At 41.3% G+C, this 21,366-nt stretch carries 17 protein-coding genes; 9 read left to right on the forward strand and 8 right to left on the reverse strand.

Annotated features, from left to right (window positions below; all coding sequences use genetic code 11):
• Window positions 1-48: 48 nt before the first annotated feature.
• The 3 genes from mprF to MSSIT_RS14840 form a co-directional block, all read right to left on the reverse strand.
• Window positions 49-2,601: a bifunctional lysylphosphatidylglycerol flippase/synthetase MprF gene (gene mprF, locus MSSIT_RS14830; protein WP_048173363.1), complete on the reverse strand. Its 2,553-nt coding sequence runs from the start codon at window positions 2,599-2,601 to the stop codon at window positions 49-51.
• Window positions 2,602-2,846: 245 nt separating this feature from the next.
• Entirely contained in the window at window positions 2,847-3,308 is a 462-nt protein-coding gene (locus MSSIT_RS21395) for a hypothetical protein (protein WP_052721672.1), read from the reverse strand.
• A gap of 427 nt (window positions 3,309-3,735) precedes the next feature.
• Window positions 3,736-5,217 carry an RNA-guided endonuclease InsQ/TnpB family protein gene (locus tag MSSIT_RS14840; protein WP_231589866.1) on the reverse strand — a complete coding sequence of 494 codons (1,482 nt, stop codon included), beginning with the start codon at window positions 5,215-5,217 and terminating at the stop codon, window positions 3,736-3,738.
• A gap of 345 nt (window positions 5,218-5,562) precedes the next feature.
• Between MSSIT_RS14840 and MSSIT_RS14845 the strand changes: the two genes are divergently transcribed.
• Window positions 5,563-5,991: an alpha/beta fold hydrolase gene (locus tag MSSIT_RS14845; protein WP_052721674.1), complete on the forward strand. Its 429-nt coding sequence runs from the start codon at window positions 5,563-5,565 to the stop codon at window positions 5,989-5,991.
• Here the strand turns inward: MSSIT_RS14845 and MSSIT_RS24995 are convergent.
• Window positions 5,883-6,128 (reverse strand): response regulator, encoded by a 246-nt coding sequence (locus MSSIT_RS24995; RefSeq protein ID WP_231589868.1) that lies wholly within the window; start codon window positions 6,126-6,128, stop codon window positions 5,883-5,885. The two genes, MSSIT_RS14845 and MSSIT_RS24995, sit on opposite strands and share 109 nt — an antisense overlap.
• Before the next feature lies 1 nt (window position 6,129).
• Window positions 6,130-6,273 carry a response regulator gene (locus MSSIT_RS25000; RefSeq protein ID WP_231589870.1) on the reverse strand — a complete coding sequence of 48 codons (144 nt, stop codon included), beginning with the start codon at window positions 6,271-6,273 and terminating at the stop codon, window positions 6,130-6,132.
• 246 nt (window positions 6,274-6,519) lie between these two features.
• Here MSSIT_RS25000 and MSSIT_RS14855 point away from each other — a divergent pair, with 246 nt between their 5' ends.
• Window positions 6,520-9,123, forward strand: a complete 2,604-nt coding sequence (locus MSSIT_RS14855; RefSeq protein WP_048173367.1) for a U32 family peptidase — start codon at window positions 6,520-6,522, stop codon at window positions 9,121-9,123.
• A 19-nt stretch (window positions 9,124-9,142) separates the two neighbouring features.
• On the opposite strand, the gene ppcA is transcribed toward MSSIT_RS14855, so the two are convergent.
• Window positions 9,143-10,723: a phosphoenolpyruvate carboxylase gene (gene ppcA / locus MSSIT_RS14860; RefSeq protein ID WP_048173368.1), complete on the reverse strand. Its 1,581-nt coding sequence runs from the start codon at window positions 10,721-10,723 to the stop codon at window positions 9,143-9,145.
• A 569-nt stretch (window positions 10,724-11,292) separates the two neighbouring features.
• Here ppcA and MSSIT_RS14865 point away from each other — a divergent pair.
• The 7 genes from MSSIT_RS14865 to MSSIT_RS14900 all read left to right on the forward strand — a co-directional run bounded on the left by MSSIT_RS14865 (window position 11,293) and on the right by MSSIT_RS14900 (window position 19,975).
• On the forward strand, window positions 11,293-11,502 hold the full coding sequence (locus MSSIT_RS14865; RefSeq protein ID WP_048173370.1) for a hypothetical protein: 210 nt from the start codon (window positions 11,293-11,295) through the stop codon (window positions 11,500-11,502).
• A gap of 493 nt (window positions 11,503-11,995) precedes the next feature.
• Entirely contained in the window at window positions 11,996-12,910 is a 915-nt protein-coding gene (locus tag MSSIT_RS14870; protein ID WP_231589875.1) for a YcdB/YcdC domain-containing protein, read from the forward strand.
• A gap of 210 nt (window positions 12,911-13,120) precedes the next feature.
• Window positions 13,121-13,996 carry an EamA family transporter gene (locus MSSIT_RS14875; protein ID WP_048173371.1) on the forward strand — a complete coding sequence of 292 codons (876 nt, stop codon included), beginning with the start codon at window positions 13,121-13,123 and terminating at the stop codon, window positions 13,994-13,996.
• Between the two features lie 287 nt (window positions 13,997-14,283).
• A complete protein-coding gene (locus tag MSSIT_RS14880; RefSeq protein ID WP_048173372.1) occupies window positions 14,284-15,804 on the forward strand; it encodes an AMP phosphorylase in 1,521 nt (506 codons plus the stop codon).
• A gap of 82 nt (window positions 15,805-15,886) precedes the next feature.
• Window positions 15,887-16,420, forward strand: coding sequence for a tRNA (cytidine(56)-2'-O)-methyltransferase (locus tag MSSIT_RS14885; RefSeq protein ID WP_048173374.1), 534 nt, complete (start codon window positions 15,887-15,889; stop codon window positions 16,418-16,420).
• Between the two features lie 895 nt (window positions 16,421-17,315).
• A complete protein-coding gene (locus MSSIT_RS14895; protein ID WP_156158869.1) occupies window positions 17,316-18,212 on the forward strand; it encodes a hypothetical protein in 897 nt (298 codons plus the stop codon).
• 5 nt (window positions 18,213-18,217) lie between these two features.
• A complete protein-coding gene (locus tag MSSIT_RS14900; protein ID WP_231590557.1) occupies window positions 18,218-19,975 on the forward strand; it encodes an Eco57I restriction-modification methylase domain-containing protein in 1,758 nt (585 codons plus the stop codon).
• Here the strand turns inward: MSSIT_RS14900 and MSSIT_RS14905 are convergent.
• Together MSSIT_RS14905 and MSSIT_RS14910 are read right to left on the reverse strand one after the other, a co-directional pair.
• Window positions 19,965-20,519 (reverse strand): AAA family ATPase, encoded by a 555-nt coding sequence (locus MSSIT_RS14905; protein ID WP_048173378.1) that lies wholly within the window; start codon window positions 20,517-20,519, stop codon window positions 19,965-19,967. The two genes, MSSIT_RS14900 and MSSIT_RS14905, sit on opposite strands and share 11 nt — an antisense overlap.
• The gene (locus tag MSSIT_RS14910; protein WP_156158870.1) at window positions 20,512-21,261 is read right to left on the reverse strand and encodes a non-canonical purine NTP pyrophosphatase; all 750 of its coding nucleotides are present in this window, start codon (window positions 21,259-21,261) and stop codon (window positions 20,512-20,514) included. Before MSSIT_RS14910 ends, MSSIT_RS14905 begins: the two co-directional genes overlap by 8 nt.
• Between the last annotated feature and the right edge of the window lie 105 nt (window positions 21,262-21,366).

Here is a 21,366-nt window from a genome sequence, read left to right on the forward strand (position 1 = left end):
AAAGAGGTCTTTAAAAGGATTTCATCCCTTTAAAAGGATTTCATCCCTTTAAAAGGATTTCATCCCCGAGATCAGGGCTGCGATATCTTTCAGGGCAAGACTTTTCTTAAATCCGGTGGGGAGAGCGATATACTTCGGGCCCCAGACAGGATGGAATTTTTCTTTATAAGCCCGCAGGCCTTTGTAGTTATAAATATAGTCTCCGTTGGCGAAGATCAAAGCTCCTACTCTATGCCAGAGGGGGGCAAACTGTCTCGTTTCAAGGCCCGAAAGGGGAGCCATCCCGAGAGAGAAGTGTTTGTATCCGTTTTCTTTTCCCCAGAGGATGAGTTTGACAAAAAGGTAGTCCATTGCAGGGGCGCTGGAGCTGTAGCGCATAAGGTCGATACTGAACTCTTCCACTGCTGCTCCTGGCCAGATGTTTGCAAAAGCCACGATTTCGGTTTCGTTCCTGACAATGCCAAGAGGGAAGTTACAGAGGTATTTCTCGTCAAAAAACCCGATTGAGAAACCCTTTTCTTTTCCGGTTTTCATTTCCAGCCAGGCATCCGAGACTTTTTTGAGTTCAGGGATAAGGGTGTCTACTTCTTCGGGGGGGATAATCTCAAACCAGTACCCTTTTTTTTCCACATTTTTCACGGCGTAGCGGAAGTCCTTGCCGGCCTTTCCTTCCAGCGTAAAGGAGTCAAGAGGGACTTTTGCTTCTTCCCCGATTTTGATAAGGGTCAGGCCCAGGTCGAGGTAAATGGGGATGTATTTTTCGCTTATCTCGTAGAAGACGGCTCTGCCCTGGTGCAGTTTACTCATCTCATAAAAGTCCCAGATCAGTTCCTTTATCTGTTCACTCTTTCCTACAGGGTCTCCCATAGCAATCCAGCTCTTTCCCGAGACTCCGTACATCAAAAAAGCCTGTTTCCGGGCATCAAAAAGCAGGTATTTGTCTCCGCTAAGGGCGAGGTTTCCCCAGGTTTCCGGGCTTTCCCTGAGAATCGTTTTTGCAAGCTCAAGCTCTTCAGGTCCGGGAAGGTGGATGTCTTTGGAAAAGGGGCTCAGCATTTTCATAACTCCGAGGACCAGAAGTATGAAAAAGATTCCCACTACGGCCCTTAAAAAACTCGAAGCCTGGGAATTTACCCCGAACTGCCACCAGAGTTCGTTTGAATACTCAACATTCCGGTAGGAAAACATCCCGAGCCAGATGAAGCTCACCAGCACCAGAATTATGGCAATTATATTTTCCCTGCTGAAGGACTGGTGCAGGAGCGAGGACTTCCTGTAGAAATGCTTCCTTGAGGGAAACAGGAGAACAAACATCGCAAAAAGTACTGCAGCCTCCTGGTAATTAAAATCCTTCAGGAGGGTAAAAATCCCTCCAAGTAAAAGGACTATAAGGGAAAGCATATAAGCCCCGTCGATCCTTTTCCAGAGCCCGTTTGCCAGAAGCAGGAGCAAGAATCCGACTATGCTTCCGAAAAACCTTGAAGCTTCGATTAGAGGGAGAGGGACAAAGTATGGGAGTTTCCGCAGGTATTCGGGGTTTGAAGGAAGAGCCCCGGAAAAGAGGAGGGAGACTCCTCCCAGAAAGACCAGGACCGAAAAGATCTGGGGAGTTACCTCCGATAGACTGGAATAGGTAACTTTTCCGGCTTTTTTAAGGAACTCTTTCCTTGCTTCAAACTCGCAGAAAATAAGAGCCAGGAAGCCGAGCAGGAAAGGAAGGAAATAATAAACGGCCCTGAAGATCAAAAGAGGCTTTATCGTATCAACCGTACCGAAATAAGGTTTCAGCAGAAAGAGCATCACGGTCTCGAAAACGACAAGCCCGCCGGGAACCGTGCTTATAAGCCCTGCCAGCTGCGCCAGCGCAAAGAAGACAAGTACGTGAAGCAGGGTGAGCTGAGAATTTGAGGGCAGGAGGAAGTAGATTATGCTTCCTGAGAGCAGGTAGTTCACGGAGGATAAAACAAGCTGCATAAATGCAATTTTCGGTTCAGGGAACCTGATTCTGTAGCCCTTTATCTCAAAGTCCCGTTTCCGGAATGAAAAAAAGAAATATACAGCAAGAAGCAGTAGCAAAAGAATTCCGACGATATTCAGTGAGACAGGGACCTCAGAAGAGTAAGCCTGAAGCTTTACGGGATAAAATGTGAAAAGCAGACCTGCAATGAAACAAAACCCGATCCAGAAAGTGGAGACGCAAAAAACTATAATTTCCCAGATCTCAGAGAAAGGCAGCCCGTACATCGAATACAGCCTGTAGCGGAGGGAACTTCCTGTCAGGAAATTAAACCCCGTGCTGTAACTGATGGATGTGCTGATAAAAGAAGACCTGGCAGCCTGTTTGTAAGAAAGGGGATGGTTGATACGGCGGGTTGCAAGATAATCGTAGCCCGTTAAAACCGCATAGCTCAAAATAGTGAAAAAGACAGCAATTCCTATATGGCTCAGAGGAACGCTGGCAATGCTTTTCAGAATATAACTCGAGCGCAGATGGTGCATCTGCTGGTCCAGAGTCCATAAAGCCAGGGCAAAGATGATTCCCGGTAAGAGATAACTGACTACTTTAAGGGCTTTTTCCTGTGTACTGCCGTTTTGTTTCATCAGGATCAAATATCCTTTTACATTATAGGCTCAGAGTTCGTTTTTTCATAGGCTTGGGCTTTAATATAGAGTTAGAGAAGTTAGAGCTGAAAGCTGGATTTAATGCATAAGATCTAAGAGTCATACGGAATTAAGAACGATATTTCAGAATTAAAAATTCCTAATGTTGAACCTACTCTTTTAAAGTAAATATATTTTTTGTCAGTTTTAATTGGGAATCACATTACTCATATTTCTGAGTTCATTTACTCAGGAATGAATATGCCAACAACATCCAGGAAAACGACAATTGTTCCTATTATCAATATGAATAGCTGCCACCGGGTGAGGGGTTTTTCTGGAAATCCGGGAAATTTATTTTCCCAATACTCATCCACAGAACCTGGAACTGGAATGAAGGCCAGAAAAGAGAGATAAGAAATTAACCCGATAGGGTTTTCGAATCTGCTAATCAGATTCATCCCAATCCAGAAGATTGCAAGTGGTGATGCTGGATACCCAATATTATGACCTTCCCCTTTCAGCATATCCGAGTATTTATTGAACAGGGGCCAGAGAAAGATATCAATAAAAAAAGTTCTCCAGAAAGGAGAAATATCAAGGTTATCCTTTTCCTTAAAAAATTTCCAGTTTTTATAACTCCGGTATAATTCATATAATCCCAGAGATGCTACAGAAAAAAACGCAAATATCCATACGGGAATCACTCTGGAATAATTCTGTTCATTTTCGGGTATCGATAACCCTCATTTTACCTCGTACTGATTTAGAACAAACCTTTGGTGGGATCTGACTCACTAAAGAAGAAATTTCAAGATATAATAAGCCTCTAAACTATAAAAAAATTAACACATCGTAATAAAAAAATAGAGCTCTGAAGCTTCATCAGATAAAATATGAAAAGTAACCCTGAAAGGGGCAAAAATAAGCCAGGATAAAATCTATAGCGATGTCCGGATAAAAAGCTCAGGACACCTTAAAGTGTCCAGAGAAGAGGACGAACGGACATCAAAAAGAACGGACGGACATCAAAAAGAACGGACGGACATCAGAAAGGATAAGAAAACACCATTCCCTTAATGGAGAAAAAAGGTCCCTCTGACCCTATTTTTAATGGAAAAGAAGCTTCAGGGCTTAAGCCAAAAACTGACATACTTCCCAGGCAAAATACTGAGAAGTTTTTTCGCTGGCTTTCCGTTTACTCAGGAGGGTACGGGCCAGGATTTTTTGAGGGGTATCAGGGCTCCCTTTCCCTGCATCTCTTTCTGCAGAGAATTGACCGGTGCCTTTGGGCGTCAATGCGATATTAAAGGCAGCGTTGACATCGGCATGGTCAACATGCCCGCAGTGGGGGCATTCAAAGTGCTTGCTGCGCCGGTTGCCTGTAAGTCCGCAGCGACTGCACCTTTTGCTTGTCGCGTGGGGATCAATATAGACTACCTCTACTCCCTGCAGCCTGGCTTTATATTCGATAAATTGCTGAAGCTGATGAAATGACCAGCTGTTCAGAGAGTATTCATTTGACCAGATGTGTTTTTCGGTTTTGATGACCTTTTTATTCATTTCCTTGCTTCGGTTTCTGCCTCCGTTTTGATTTTTCTTTTTTTCTACTCTTTTATTATTCCTGCATTTTCCCGCACTTACGGCCTTGCTGTTGAGTTTCTTTACCCCTTTCAGGTTTTCGAGTTTGATCCCGCACCCGGAATACAGGGCAAGGTCCACAATCTTTCGGCTGATTTTATGGTTCAGGTCCTTTACAATGTTCTTTTCTCTCTTTTTCACAGCTTTCAGGCATTTGTATTTGCCTTTGGTGTAGAGCCGCTTTTTTATGTTTTCGTATTTCTTATGCGTATGATAGCGCATTTTTCCGAGCTTCCAGACCTTTCCTGACTCGGGGTCAGCAACAACTGCAATATGCCCCTTGGTATTGCGGTCAACTCCTATGTAGCGTCCGGTACTTTCGGATTTTTCGTCCTGGAAGACAACTGCTACATAGGCATAGACGTTATCTATTTCGATCTGGGAGATTCTCTTGAAGTTGCTGGAAAAATTATAGTTCAGCAGGAGTTTGAGACAGGGAATCTCCAGGGTCTTTTCCTCTCTATCAACGCTGACCGCCTTTGAAGGGACAATCAGTTTTACATTTTTTGCAGATTTGAGATCCCGGTTTCGGGAATATTTCCTGATGATCTGGCCGGAAATCGTTGACCTCAGGCCTATATGCCTGACATCCGCAGGGAAAAGTGAATCCTTTCCCGGAAATGAATCCGTCCCGGGCAGAGAATCGGAAAAAGGAGGAGTAGAAGAATGAATTGAGGAATCATTGGGAGATTTGGCAGAGGAAGCAGAAAGGGGAAAAGAGGAGGGAGAAGCAGAAGAAGGAGAAAGAGAAGAGGAAAGAAGAGAAGAAGGAAAAAGTTGGGGGTCAGAAGAACCTGAACCTTGAATCGGAGGTGGGTCAAGAGTGCAATTCCGAGTCCTGTGTTCAATACAAAACTCAGCAACCTTTCGCGCCTTTCGGAGTTCTTCCGAAAAATCCCGATTGTGCTTGATTTTATAGGTCAGTAGCATCCAGGGTACTGCTCCACTTTCAATGTCTCTAATATATTTTGTCAATATGGGTATTTTTTTAAAAACTAAAAATTATATTAAGCTTCTATATACATAATTGTTCTGGAGATATTTAAACATTTTGATAAAGTCTGCAAGCAGGAGTTACCAGAGATCCTCCACTTTTGAGCGGGCTTGAATTATCCCTGATTAACTGCGTGGTCTATTCCGAAACCCGGGAAGAAATCTTTTGTTCTTCTCATCCTGAACCGCAAAGGGTCCGGAACAGCCGTTAGCCAGATAACAAGTGATTCAAAAACCGGCAGTGCAATCGAGAAGATAAATCAGCTAAAAAGACAAAACCCGAATAAATAGAAAACTTATACTTAAAGTGACCTTACAGTACATTTCATGAATCCTAAAATGGTCCTGCCCCAAATCCTTATCTTCACAGTTCTTTTCTCTGGATGTGCCGATTTTTACGGGGAAGAAAATTCCAAAGAATTCACCGACTCTTCCCTGGACTCTTCTCCTGTAAAGCATGTTCCTGTTAATGGAGTCGAGCTCGGATACAGGGAATTTGGGTCAGGGGAGCCTCTTCTGTTGATAATGGGTTTTGGCGGAAAAATGGATACCTGGAACAAAACCTTTGTATGGGAACTGGCGCAGGATTACAGGGTAATTATATTCGATAACAGAGGAGTTGGGTACTCTTCGGATTCCGGGGAAAACTATTCCCTTGAACTGTTTGCAAGTGATACTGCAGGCCTGCTTGATGCACTTGAAATTTCGCCGGCAATTCGGCAATCAAACTGCTCTATAACCGATTTGGACCTCTGAATGTCAATTGGTTTGGAGATGTAACCGCTGAATCCTGCCTTAAGAAACTTTTCTTCGTCTCCTCGCATGGCATGAGCTGCAAGAGCAATAACCGGAATCTCCCTTGTGGCAGGATCTTCTTTCAAAAAATTCAGCACTTCAGCCCAATCTGTCCCGGATAACTGTATATCTAATAAAATAATGTTCAACTTGTTTTTTACCAAGTTCTATAGTCATATATCCATCCATCGCCTCTACTGGCTCGTATCCGAATGAAACCGGTAAAGTCCTGACAAGTTCCATAATAAAGAACTCCTTCAATAGAACAGATTTAGAAACAATATAAATGGGTAACAGATACTGGCCTGCCCTGTTAAGATTCAGGATATTACCATCCATTTTTTATGCAAGAAGCACCTTTACGTTTTAAACCGGCTCTGAAATGATTTGCGTAAACCCTTTTTCTTTACAGTTACCATACTTTTCAGCTCCCGACATTTTCCATTCACCAGAAACTACAGTTACCCGAAAAAATACCCCTGATCCAATATGTCTGACAATTATCAATTCTGTCCCCCGGAAGTTCTTTCCCCGGTAGGCGACAACGAAGCCCTTCTCGGCGCAATCAAGGGAGGAGCAGATGCCGTTTATCTTGGGGTTGGAGAATTCAATGCCCGCCAGGGTGCCAAAAACTTCACCATTGAGGACCTGGAATCAGCCGTTGACCTGGCCCATTCCCACGGAGTCCTTGTTTACCTTGCCCTCAACATCCCGATCAAACAAAAAGAGCTTCAGCACGCCCTTGAAATCGTTGACAGGGCATACGCAATCGGGGTTGATGCAATTATCCTGCAGGACCTCGGGCTCCTCAGGCTTTTAAAGGAAATATATCCCGACCTCGCTCTTCACGCAAGCACGCAGATGACCATCCACAACAAAGAGGGAGTTGACTTTGCAACAGAGCTTGGAACAAATAGAGTGATCGTTTCCAGGGAACTGACCACAGCCGAGGTAAAAGATATTGTGGAACACTCAAAGGTGGGGATTGAAGTCTTTGTCCATGGAGCCCTCTGCTATTCCTATTCAGGAAAATGCCTCTTCAGCAGTTTCCTGCACGACCGGAGTGCAAACCGTGGAGCCTGTGCCCAGCCCTGCCGGCGCAGATACAGCTTTCTGGTAAACGGCAGGGAGATTGACGAAAGGCATATCGGAGGCAGTTACCCCATAAGCTGTGCCGAACTTTCCACGCTCACGGGGCTCAAGGAGATAGTAAAAACCGGAGTCGTAAGCCTGAAAATCGAAGGCAGGATGAAAAAGCCCGAGTATGTGACCGCAAGTGCCTCTGCCTACAAAGCTGCAGTCGAAGCCATCTGCGGTCCCGGAGCTAACCCGACAAAAGAAGAACTCGAAACAAGAGAATCCGAGCTTGCAAAACTCTTTTACAGGGGATTTACGCGGGGCTTCATCCTCGGGGAAAAAGGGGTATCTCACCCCAAATACAGCTCAAACTACGGTGCCTTCCTCGGAAAAGTCCTGGACCTCTCCCGCTCAAAAGGGAGCACAAAACTCACAGTCCGGCTTGAAGGAAATATTCAGGTAAAAGACGGCATAAGCATCTTCACGCGGGAAAGGATGCTAGGATCCGCAGTAGCAGGCATTGTCACGATTTCGGGGGAGCACGTAAAAAGTGCCCGAAAAGGCGAAAAAGTAGGGCTTGAGATCAGCTCAAAGACCGGCAGAGCCGTCCGGCGGGGAGACGAACTCTACCTTACAACCGACACACAGCTCCTTGATACCCTTCAGAAAACAAAATTAAAAGCCCTTCCCGTAAGCCTGAAAGCAAAAGCCCGAAAAGGAGAACGGTTTAAGGTTGAAATCCGGACCGAAAACAGAAAAAGTTCAGAAAACGGAATAAGCGCAGAAAACGGAAACACCAGCAGAACAGAAGAGCCTGCACATGCGGAATTTGCAGATGACTATATCGTTCAGGAAGCCGAGAAAGCTCCGACAACGGTAGAACAGATAAAAAAAGTGATGGAAAGCCTTGGAGACACTCCTTTCAAAGCCGCCTCAATTGAGATCGAAGCTGACGAAAATATCTTTATCCCCGTCGGCGTGCTGAAGAATACGAGGCGAAAGGCTGCAGAACTCCTGCTGGAAAAAACCCAGAAGGTAAAGAAAAAAGAGCAAAAACATCCCGACCTGGGAGCCTTCGACAGCCTGTGTTCTTTAGGAAATGGATCGGAGCTTAAAATTGAATCCGGTATGAAAAGGACAGGGACGGAATCAAGAGATACAAGAGGCACAGCTTCAAAGAAAGTCCTCCTGAGCGTTGAAGTGCAGAAAATTTCCTCTCTCATCCAGGCAGCTGAAGCCGGAGCAGATATCGCTTATATCCCGCTCTCACTCTTCGAAGAGCTGATGTCCCCCAAAAACGAGGAGAAGCTTGAAGACCTGAAAGCAGAAAGAATCGAACTCGTTTTCAGGGTTCCCAGGATAACCCATGACAGCGAACTGGTCGAACTGAGACCCCTCCTGGAAAAAATAAGGGATGCCGGTTTCACCATCGCATGTTCCAGCCTCGGAGCCTCCCGGCTTGCAAAAGAGCTTTCCATACCTTTTGTCGCCCAGAAAGACCTCAATATCTTCAACGCCTTTACTGCCAGCACCTTCTTCCAGACAGGCGCCTACAGGGCAACCCTTTCAAGCGAGCTGAACCTGAGCGAGATAAAGAATGTCTGTGAAGCCCTTCAGGCCTGCGGAAACCCGGGACAGACCGAAATCCTGGCCTATGGCAGGGAATTGATGCTTATTACGGAAAACGACCTTTTAAAGCCCCTTGTTGACCGGAGAATCGTAAGAAAAGAAAGTGAAGTGCTTCTCGTTGACCAGAGCGGCTCCGAGTTCCCGGTCCAGCGCCTTGGCACCAGGACCCTGATCTATAATTCAAAAGTCCTTGACATCCTGAAATACGTCAGGAACATGAAAGGGTACGGCGTGGATGTGCTCAGGCTAGACCTTTCCCTCAACACCGGGGCCGAGGTAAAAGAGATCACAGAAGCTTATAAAGAGGCGCTTGCAGGAAAAGAGGCAAAACTGAAACCTGCAAGAGGGGTTGAGTATACCACAGGGCATTACTTTAAGGGAGTCTGAGTCAAGGGAAGTTTTACCCTCAACCCAGAGCCTTTCTTATTTTTCCCATTTTGGTAAGGGTCGAGCATACGAGCTGTGAAACCTCCTCGTCCATACAGTTCCCTGAGGTCCCAGCCTGCAGGAGTTCGGGCTGCATCATCTCAAGCAGGATGCGGTATGAAGGTTCAGGGTGGGTTTCAAGGCCGAGGGTCTCATGCAAGACCTCAATATCTTTACTGACTTCCTTGAAGCAGGCTCCGGAAAGGAAGCGGGAAGCTACGTTGAGGTCCAGGTATCCGGAAGCGAAACTCAGGTCACTGACAAGGGAAGGGAAATACTTCGTAAGCAGCCTTTCACAGGCTTCATCTCCAAGTTTTTCCCGGGCTTCTTTAAGCGCAGTCCCGGTACCTATGAATTCGGGAGGCAGGCCTATGGAGTAGAGGGCTCCGGTAAATTTGATAGCCCGCGGGAGGTGAAGGTTTTCGGCGGGCATGCTTGCCTGCAGCTCTTTTCCGATGTCGCCGCGGCAGAGGTTTACTATACCTGAAATATCGGGGGCGCTCCGTGAATAACCGCCGCTTCCTCGATGCATCAGGCGGTCCCGCTGCTGGGGGAGGAGGTCGGAAAGCCGGTTTATGGTAGAGGACAGTTCCCGGATGATGCGGCTGTACCCTGTCCCGAAAATCCCGATAAGATTTACGAGTTCTTCTTTTTCTTCCGCGGAAAAGATCTTGGGGGTTTCGGGCAGCTTTTCCTTTGCGAGGTTTACCAGGGATTCGGCATCTCCTTTTTCGTGGCTGTACCTGAGAGCAGACTGCAGGGTGATTGTCCCTACACCCCTATATTCCCTGAAGAAGTTTTCCGCATTTTTCAGGTCAAGGTGTCCTCTGAAAGGCAGGGTTCCGGCTCCGAAGATGATGCCTGTTTCGGTTTCGAGTTCGGAGTTCAGTTCGAAAATTCCGTTTATGGCGTATTTGCAGGAAAGGGTGCTTGCCACATGCCCGAAAGAGAGGGCAGAGTCAGATTTGCCCAGGAAAACCCTGAATTTTTCGGGGGATGTCCCGAAGCGCTCTTTCCAGGCAAGAAGCGTGTTTTCGGCAAGTTCTTTTGCGTGCAGGAGGGCGGGAGCATCTTCGATAAGAGGGATTATACGCGGGACCTCCATTGCAAATCCGAATTCTTTTTTTGCAAGCTCGCTTACGTCTACCATATGCTGCTGAGCATCAAGGATTTCCCTGACCGTTCCTGTCATGGGATGCACGAACTCATTGATTGCCTGGACGTCCGAGTATTCAAGAGCCCCATGGTTGGCTTCGGCAATGGACATCATAACCATAAGCTGCCTGAACCTGTTTTCCTGGACTGCACTCGGAGCCCGGGGAGTGATAAAAACATCTTTTCCGGGCACAAGGTCTGTTTCTTCTATTAATCTGGATACGATCTGGACATTCTGATGATAGGGAGTTGCCTTTCCCTCATAGTCCGGCATATATTCGTCACAGCCGAATACCACCGCAGCTTCAATGGCTTCCCCCGGCTCTTCCTGTGTGGAGATATACCTTGAAGCAGAGTCCGGGTGCTGAGTGCACATAACTTTCGGATAAGTTGATTTTCTACTCATGAAATTGAACCCTCGCTGTTTGACAGGGGAAATTTTTAGATTTTATTTTTCTTCTCGCCGGTCAGTTGTTCAATTAGCTTTCCGGCTTTATTGTCAACCTTAATAATAATGCAAAATGGTAGCGGAAAAGAATGTTTACTTATAGATAAATGTTTTCGTTGACAAAGGGTTAACATTAAAGTATCGGGTTTGAAAACTATCTGCTATTTTCGGCCTTTTTTTCGTTTTCTCCTTCTTCGAGTTTTTACTTCCTGTTTTTTCCTTTTTGTAGTGACACCACTCTCCGCTTCAAGTAACCGATAATCTTCAGATTATTCATTTTGAGCGCAAATCATCTCTTAATCCATAGATTGTCTGCTTGAGTGAAACTAGGATGCCGAAAAAACAGGTTCTCTAAGACCATCATGCTTTTTCAAAATCAAAAACTATAAATTTATTTGGAACTTAGAAGGCTGTACATACCTGAAGCATGTAATTAATAACTCGATTCTTCTATGATATACTGAGAATCGACATGCTTAAAGCTACAGAGAATTTGCTGGTGAACTATCTCAGGAGAGATTGTCTGTATGAGCAAGAAAGATTCCGAAAATATTTTGGGAGGACCGACAGCAATCTTGCTGTTTGTTGGAGTAGCGTTAAGTGCTATTCTTTTCTATTACATGTTCAAATTTGCTGATGAGGAGAATCTCTTCATGGTTCTCGTAACTACGTTGATGATATCCATAATTGCAATAGCTGTTGCCAGGGGTCTTGTTTATCTATATAAGCATAAATGAGTGCATTTCGGTTTATATTTATTTTTAAAATGTTCGCCTTTCTCTTTTTCCCTTTTTTCGGCATGCAGTTCTCTTTCCTGAAGATCTCTGATCACTCAACAGGACTCATTTGAAAACAGCTTCATCAGGAAATATTGTTAATCAAACCATTGATTCTTTATGTTATTTTAGTATCAAATCGTATTACAATTTTCTCTTTAGTCTTATAATATCGTCTAAAAACTTTAGTAAAATTAAGTTCAATTGTTGTGGTATTACATTACAAAACATGATTAGTAATTAAAAATAAATTTTCAGAGTAAGTTTGAACCCCGGAAACTTCGGAAACAAAAATTAAAGAAACGAACAAGTAAAATATGATTTTATTCTGAGAGTTTTGGTACAGACTTTGGACATAAAGTCATTGTTGATATTTTGCATGGTGTTTTTTTCTGAATTTGTCAATATAGTACTATTTAATGGGGAGATATCATGAATTAAATGGGGAGATATCATGAAAGTTAACCAAATTTGTATCCTTGCTTTGGTACTGGTAGGTGCAATATTTGTGGCTTTTGCATCTGAAGAGAGGGGAATAATCTTCACAAAAGAAGATGTAAAGCAAACAAAAAGTCTTGATCCTTCAACTGCAGATGTAAATGTTAGTTTTGAGGATGCAAAAAACAAGCTAATGTCAGAAAATCCGGAAGTAATTGATGAATCCATTCACGGGGAACTGATTGATGATGATGATTATGGAGTAATCTGGCAAGTGAGCTCAAGAACAACTAATGGAAAAAGCATCTTAACAGGAATAGATGCCTCTAACGGAGAGAGACATTTTGTATATGACGGGTCAAAGAATGTACTCGGAAACGGTGATATAAGCAAAGACGATGCTCAGGAAATAGCAGAAAAATATATTGAATCCAGGGTTTCAGCGGACAAAATCAGTCAGATTGAGCTTGAAGATGTAAATTACATAGAACCTGCTGCGTACAACCTGCCAGGAACTTACAAAATTAGTTATGCAAGAATTATCAGGGGAATACCTTCTCTTTCTGATGGAATACAGCTCAGGGTCAATGCAGAAACGGGAGAAGTTTCAAGCTATCGAAAAAGATGGTCTATGGATGAGGGAGAAACAGCGCTCATTAATACGGAACCGGGCATTACGGATGAAAAAGCAGTTGACATTCTCAAAGAATACATGAGTAACGAACCATGTATAGGAGAAGAAAAAGCAAGTACTGTAAAAGTTATTTCGTCGAACCTTGTCTGGAAAGAGGATGATAAAGATAAAACTCATCTGGCATGGTGGATCCGGTTTATGGATTCAAGTTTTGCAAAGGGCGACAGCTATCCTGCTTCAGTATGGATTGACGCACATTCAGGAGAAATGTTGCTGTTTGATTATTTCAGAAATTAAGTTCGAAAGTGACTGAATTCAAAAGAGATAAAGTTTGAAAAAGTTTTAATCTTTCCTTCCTTTTTTCCTTCTATTTTGATTTAATGAGTGATTATTCAAATCATTATCTGTTTTTCAGCCGGATTATTCGGTCACAAATTTCCATAAAACGAAGATTTCAAATGGGAACAGGTATACTAAAGTGACGATCTGGCAAAAGAGGGCTACAAAATGCAAAAACGGGCTTATTTACTGATTGCTGCAGGGGCGGTTCTGTGGGGTACGATAGGAATTTTTGTTCGGGGCTTTTACGGTTTCGGATTTTCCCCGCTTCAGGTTGTGACCCTGAGGGTATTATCAGCGGCTGTTCTCATGCTTGTATATCTTATTTTTACCAGGCCGGAACTGCTGAAAATAAGGGTTCGAGATTCTCTTTATTTTGTGGGAACAGGTATCTTCAGTCTTGCTTTCTTTAACCTTTGCTATTTTACCACAATCAGGGAAACTTCGATTGCAATTGCCGTTACTTTGCTTTATACGGCTCCTGCTTTTGTTGCAGTCTTTTCCAGGGTTTTCTTCGGGGAAAGCCTGGGTGTAAAAAAACTTTTTTCTCTGGGGTTAACCCTTATAGGATGCGCTTTTGTGACCGGTTATCTTCCGGGACCCGGAGATTCTTTAACCCTTTCCTGGTCAGGGCTTCTCACAGGGTTGGGGGCAGGTTTCGGATATGCCCTCTACACTATTTTCGGAAAAGCTGCTCTTGAAAAGTACCATACAATGACAATTGCAGCTTATACTTTCATTTTTGCAAGTCTTGCTCTCCTGCCTCTCGGTAACTTCGAAAAGTCTGCAGGGGCTTTTTCTACAGGAGCTTTCTGGGTCTACCTTGCAGGCCTGGGCTTTTTTCCCACCGTACTTGCCTATCTGCTGTACACGAAAGGGCTTGAGGAAGTTGAATCAAGCAGGGCGTCCATAGTAGCAACGATAGAGCCTGTTGTGGGTACTCTTGCAGGTTTTTTCTTTTTCAGGGAAATGCTAACGGGCTGGCAGTTAGTAGGGGTTCTGCTCGTAATTGTTGCAGTTGTAATGATACAGGAGAGAAAGTGAAATCTTTTTCCCGAGATTCTCATTTCCTCCTGGAAGAGGGTTTTACGGAATCACTTAAATTAGTGTAAAGGTTAATATGTCACCTCAGTTTAATATCTGGGCTATATTAATTCTATTACATTCTCTACATTTGCTAATATTCTTACCATTCTGATTATTCCAAATCTTTCTTTCAGGCCATCTGCGAGTATCCTATCCGAAATAAACAGATGGGATGATTCAGGCGAAATAAATTACAATGACAAAGTCACAATCATATTGAGAATGAAAAGGAAGGTGTTTAGTCAATGAGGTTGAATCTTGAACATTTTGATATAAAAATCGGGCAACACAAAGTTATGTTCAATATTGCCGATGCGAAGGAACTGGGAGTAAATCCGGGTGATAGAGTCCGCATCCGTGGGCACCAGAGCATCTCTGCCATTGTGGATACAACCGAGGATATGGTTTCTCCAGGTACCCTGGGTGTTTTTTCTGAAGTTTACGAGCACTTCGAGGACTGGGATAAGCCGGTTGAAGTTTTTCCGGCATTACGCTCAAAATCTTCAGGCGTTCTCAAGAAGATGCTGGATAAAAAGCCTGTTATTCAGGATGAGATCAAATTGCTTGTAAACGATATTGTGGAAGAAAACCTCAGTGACGTCGAACTTTCGGCTTTTATAACAGCTTCTTATATCCACGGGATGACTGATGACGAGGTTGAATGGCTGACAAGAGCCATGATCGAGACCGGAGATACAATCGAATTTGACACCCATCCTATCATGGATAAGCACTCGATAGGGGGAGTACCCGGAAACAAGATATCTCTACTTGTTGTCCCTATCATTGCTGCAAACGGGCTTCTTATCCCCAAGACAAGTTCCAGGGCAATCACAGGTGCTGGTGGGACTGCAGATCTTATGGAGGTGCTCAGTCCCGTTGAGTTCAGCTCTGAGGAAGTCAAGGAGATCTCCGAGAAGGTAGGGGGTGCGCTTGTCTGGGGAGGAGCTACCAATATTGCACCTGCGGATGACAAGCTCATAAGGGTTGAGTATCCCCTGTCAATAGACCCTTACTACCAGATGCTTGCCTCAATTATGGCAAAAAAGGGAGCTATCGGGGCTGAAAATGTTGTAATGGACATTCCTGTAGGGCCAAGTACGAAGGTTCCGACAGTCCAGGAAGGACAGAAGCTGGCAAGAGACCTGATCAACCTCGGGCACAGGCTTGGAATGAATGTTGAGTGTGCCATTACCTACGGTTCCTCGCCTATCGGGAGAAAGGTGGGACCTGCGCTGGAAGTGAGGGAAGCCCTGAAAGTGCTGGAAAGCATGGAAGGTCCGAACAGCCTTATTGAAAAGAGTGCTGCCCTTGCAGGCATTCTGCTTGAGATGGGGGGCGCGGCTCCAAGGGACCATGGGAAAAAACTTGCACTGGAGACGCTCAGGAGCGGAAAAGCTCTTGAAAAGATGAGGCAGATAATTGAAGCCCAGGGTGGAGACCCGAATATTAAATCCGATGATATCCAGGCAGGACAGTACACTGCTGACATTTTTGCTTCTGCGGACGGGTATGTTATTGAGTTTGACAACAAATGGATAATTGAGATTGCCAGGCTTGCAGGTGCTCCCAATGACAAAGGAGCCGGGGTTGCAATTCACAAGAAAATGGGAGAACAGGTCAAAAAAGGAGATTCGATTCTTACTATTTATGCTGAAAAAGAGTTCAAACTCGATCTCGCATTGACCACCGCCCAGAGGACAAACCCGATAATAGTCGAAGGCATGCTTCTGAAGAGAATCCCGGGAATTTATGGGTTCCAGTGAGGCCCGTATTTTCCTTTTTCTTCCTTTTTTCAGTGAAATTTCAATGAAACCCTTTAATACCTTGTAAGGGTTTTAGCCGAACATGAAGAGGATTGTATTACTCCGCCTTGGGCACCGCCCTGAAAGGGATAAAAGGATTACCACTCATGTTGGTTTAACTGCCCGAATGCTTGGAGCTGAAGGCATGCTTCTTGCTTCTGATGACCAGGGGATAGTGCATAGCCTTGAAGATGTGGTCAGTCGCTGGGGTGGAGATTTTTACATTAAAAATAACGTTAACTTCAAGCAGGAAATCCGAGCCTGGAAAGAAGAAGGCGGAAAAGTCTGCCATCTTTCCATGTACGGGGTTAACCTGCCGGATGTGACTGGCGAACTCAAAAAATGTGAAAAGTTAATGATCGTCGTAGGCGCAGAAAAAGTCCCTCCCGAAATTTATCAGCTTGCGGACTGGAACGTAGCTGTAGGCAGCCAGCCACATTCCGAAGTTGCGGCAGTTGCAATCACAATGGACAGGATTGCTGAGGTAGAGCCGCTTGAAAAAGAATTTCCAGGGGCAGAACTGACAATTGTTCCCGCTGAAAGGGGCAAACAGGTAATCGAAAATATCAGAAAATAAGCCTGGCGATAGATTTTGAATTTCGTATCTTTTTCGAAAATAGAGGGTCCCTGAGAGTTAAAATCTTTAATCAGGTGCGATCCTGTCTATTATTACAAATTTTAAGATAAGTATTAAATAGAAGTTCCGCATAGGATGGATGTCATAGGCAGACCAGTCCTCCTGCTAATAGCAGTATCCGGTTTTCCCGTTTTCGTCCTCGCCAGAAGGGGCTGACAGGTACGATCCAGTAACGGTTCCGGAATATTTAGGTAAGGTCCGGTTAAGGGGTGCATGCAGACAAACTTTTCTTGTCAGACACTTTATTTGTCGGGCATCCCTGCCGGTTTTCTGTCCTTTTTTGATAAGTATTCCATAAAAACTCACTCCAGAAAAAGTTTGTCAGAAAAGAGTAAGGAAAATAAGCAGGTAGGTCAGGAAAAGTATAATCTTGAAACTTCTTTCAGCAAATGCCTAATGATCTAAATTGAAAACCGGTATTAAAAAGTACTTCCAATTTACTGTAGTTCAGAATAACTGATTTATAGCATTTTTTTATGAATTTGTCTATACATATCTCTAGATCAGATACACTTTTTATTAATTATAGATGAATCAGATAAGATAATTCTGCAATATTGTATGATTTATTCAGTAAATGTATCTCACTTTCCGTAGATGTTTATAAATCATGGAATTAATTTTTCCGAATTTACTTATATACTCATTTAATACTCCATAATTTTTTTCTTTATTCACATATTTAGATTTTTTTCTGAGAAATTGCCACTTATTATATAAGTAGTGATTATCTATAAAAAATGCTTTGACAATATGGTATTTTCATTGGGGGCACAAAAATTATGCACAGAATAGAGGTATTTGAAAATTAGTAATTTTTTGGACTTTGGTGGGAGTGTGCGGTATAACAAAACTTAAATTAAATGTAGTTATACAAAATCAAGGTGAGAAAATAAATACAGATGTTTCCATGTCTGCTGAAAAGGAAAGAAAAGCAGATATTCTACAGCATATAAAAAAACCAATCCATATTTTTTCTTTAGTATTCTTGATTCCCGAAGGTTTACTGACGTTAATGATACTTTTAGGTAACTTATCAGAAAGTGATAAGTCTAGAATAATATTGTCTATGATTCTCCTTACTTTCGTTGCGTTTATATCTTTTATTTTCGTCCTTTATAAAAAGCCGCAAGTTTTTGAAAATTCAAATGTTTCTTCACAACTGTCTACAAAAGAAGAAACTTCTTATTTAAAGTCAGCAGGTTTAGTAAATGTTTTTTCTAGTAGGAGTGTAAGTATTGAAGTTGAATATAGCAAAAGACTAGAAAAAATGAGCAAAAATTTGGATGTAATCGGTTTTGGCCTTTCACATTTCAGGAGAGATTATGGCAAAAAATTTATTGAATTATCAGGGAAGGGAAAGGTTAGAATTTTGCTTATAGATCCTGAGTTTCATCTAAATGAAGGAAAATCGATTTCAGATCTTAGGGATATTGAAGAAAATCAGGATATAGGATCTATAAGGTCGCAAGTAAAGGATTTTATTCGTGATTATAAAAAACTAAAGGAAATACTGAACAGTGATAATTTTGAAGTTAGAGTTTATAATTGTCTTCCATCAGTGAATATTTTTAGGATAGATAATGAAATGTTTATCGGACCATATTTAATTAATAGAGATAGCAGAAGAACTGTTACTGTTTTGGTTAACTCTACTGGAGAGTTGTTTGAACAGCATATGGAACATTTTGAAGAGATTTGGAATAATTACTCTAGAAAAATTGACGAGTGAAAAAAATGGAGTTGCCTAAGCCAGTGGAAATTTCACCTATGCTGATAGATGAAGCAAGAATGTTAAAGGAAAGCAACAAGGCGAATCAAAATTTCTTTATGGATAATGGTAAGTATAACATCAAAAATTTAGGAACAGTTCATACGCCTCGGAGCCTAGTTAGATATATACTAAATTCGGTAGGTTATTCACCTGAGAAATTTGAAAGTGAACGTATTATAGACTTAGCTAGTGGAACAGGTTCTTTTACATTTGAGATTGCTTCGATTTTACACAATCATCTGATTAGTTTAGGTTACGATAGCTCGGATTATGAAGATGCTAAAAAAATTATAGAAATAATGTCAAACCACATATATGCTTTTGATATAAACAGTATATCAATATTAATTACATTAAAAAGATACCTGTCCATTATTTTGGATGAGATTGAGTTAATTAGGCAATATGATCCCAATTACTTGCCACAGCTAAACGTATATGAAGAGAATAGTCTTTTATCAGCTTATAATTTAAATCTTAAATTTGATTATGTTGTTTCTAATCCTCCTTATGTACGTTATAATGAAATTGATAATAATGTAAAAAAGGCCTATAAGAGATTGTATGAAACATCATCTGGAAAATTCGATCTTTATAGCTTGTTCTTTGAACTTGGGATACAATTATTGAAAAATAAAGGGAAATTAGGTTATATAACCCCGAATAGTTATTTTTCAACATTATATGCGAAGCCCTTACGATCACTAATTCTTTCAAAAACTAAAATTTTAAAATTATTTGATCTTGAAGAAGCAAGACCTTTTTCAAATGTTAATGTTTATCCTGTGATAACGGTTTTATCTAAAGAAAGGGTAAGTTTTGCTCAAGAGAATATTTTTCCATATATTAAAGTAAATGAAGTTTTTAACGATATCAATGCGGAATACAAACCGACAAACTTTAGGGAGATTTCTGTTGCACAAGCAGGTTTAGGTTCAAACGGTTGGAATTTTTTACCTGATTCGATTAGTTCTTTAAGAAAAAATCTCTCTAGTACTTTGCCTCCAATATCGAGTCTTCCTATAGAAATCAAAGCTGGTGTTGCTACAGGTTGTGATGATATATTTGTTCTAAAAGGAGATTTTTTGGATATTGAGGATGAACTCTTGATTCCATTAATAAGGGGCAAAGATATAGATAGATATTCGATAAATTGGGAAAGAACGTATTTATTGAATCCTTATATGGAAAATGGAGTTCCAATTGATTTAGAAGAATATCCTCTGGCCAAAAAATATCTAATAATTAACAGAGAAAGACTTAGCAGAAGGTATCATGTTAAAAAAGGTAAAAAATGGTATGAAACACATGATCGTGTTAATCTAAAAAGAGATCGCAAAAGAAGAATAGTTGGACCGGATATTGCTTATTCTTGCCGTTTTGCTGTAGAAGAGGGAACTTACTTATGCCATAATAGTTGCTACTCTTTCTTTTATAGCGGCGATCTGGATATTTTTGTAGCTGTTCTCAATTCAAAATTCTTTGAATTTGTTTTGAAATCTTCCTTGCCTAAGATTGGTGCAGGATATTGGCGCCAAATGAAAAAAAATCTAATTAATTTACCCATTTTAAATCCAGAAACTTTTGATTTAAATGAACGAAAAAGGATCAAACATCTTATAGAAAAGAGTGAGTGGGAAGAAATAGATGAAGTAATATTCAATAAAATTGGCTTACAGGAAGATGAGGTAAACATTATATATGATTTCCTTAAAAAATGAGTACTTTTTTTTCTATCTCTTTTTCTATTTCATCGTAAAATATTTCAACAGAGCTTTCATTAACTATTATTTTATCGCAGTATTCTGCCATTAAAGTCGAAACACCGAATGAATATTCTATTAGATCTCTCATTATGAATTTATCATAATCTGTAATATGTTCTCTTCCACCCCTACTTTTATTTCTTTCAAAACGTGTTTTTGTGTCCGCAAATATACCTAAACAATATACGTCATCATAATTCTCTCTGAAAACTTTCAATTCTTCTACAGATCTTATCCCCTCAATAACTAGATGATCATATTCATTAAATATTTTAGCATAAGATAAAAAATCCTCCGCAAATGTCTTTTTTCCTTTCGTTTCATATTCTTTTTTGACGAAGTCCAATATTGAAGAATTAACCTTTTCTTTTTCATACCTTTTTTTTACTATTGAACTATCGTGGATAATTTTTATGCCTCTTCTTTTTTCAAAGAAGTCACATACACTAGTTTTTCCTGCACATGAAGGCCCTGTGATCATTATTATAATTTCAATCACCTTTTTGCTCTTCGCCTACTATATAGTCTATAGTAGATTGTTTGGTAATTTTTGGCTTTTCCTCTGCAAATTCTTTCATTGAGTATTTAGATGCCATTTTCTTGATTTCTTCAATACTAAGCCCCGAATTTATTATCGCACTGTATTCATCTATCCTCTTACATGCTTCCTCAAAACTTGGTCTCCTAAAGTCATACTTTATAAATTCGTCAATTTCCATATTACAATACACTTTTTTGGCTCCATCAGGAACAAAATAAAAATTAAAATCTCTGTCTTTTAGCCATTCGTATTTCTCGTTTTCTTCCAGAATTTTCCCTTCAAAGCTTACTCTCCCTTTCTGCATGTTTTTAAAAATCAGAGGTTCTGAATAATTTGGAATGTTTAGTGCAATACCTGACTCAATTGAAGCACGTGGATTTCTACTAACAATAATTTTTAGTTCTTCGAAAGATTTTCCACCCCACCAATCTTTAAAATAATATCCAGGTCCTTTAACTCCACTTTTTTCATAGCTATCTAAAAAGACTGAAGTTTGTTCAATAATTAAAAAGGTCTTTTTTAAGCTGTTCGGAATCTCTTTCATAGCTGAATTTAGAAGGAGATACATATCGTTTTCTTGAATCTCTTTGTACTCTTTATTTGCCCAATAGATTTCAATATGGTGTTTTTTAGCTAGATATTCTAGGTGCTTATACTTCTTGAGGCTAGTTGTAACCAACAATAAAGGAATTTTTTCCATACTTTCAATTTTCTTATTTAACTTATTAAGTTTTTCATTACTCAGTAGTTTCAATTTACGCCGTTCTGAACAACTATTCTCATTAGTTTATAATTTTATTTCGGA

This window comes from Methanosarcina siciliae T4/M, assembly GCF_000970085.1.
Classification (GTDB): domain Archaea; phylum Halobacteriota; class Methanosarcinia; order Methanosarcinales; family Methanosarcinaceae; genus Methanosarcina; species Methanosarcina siciliae.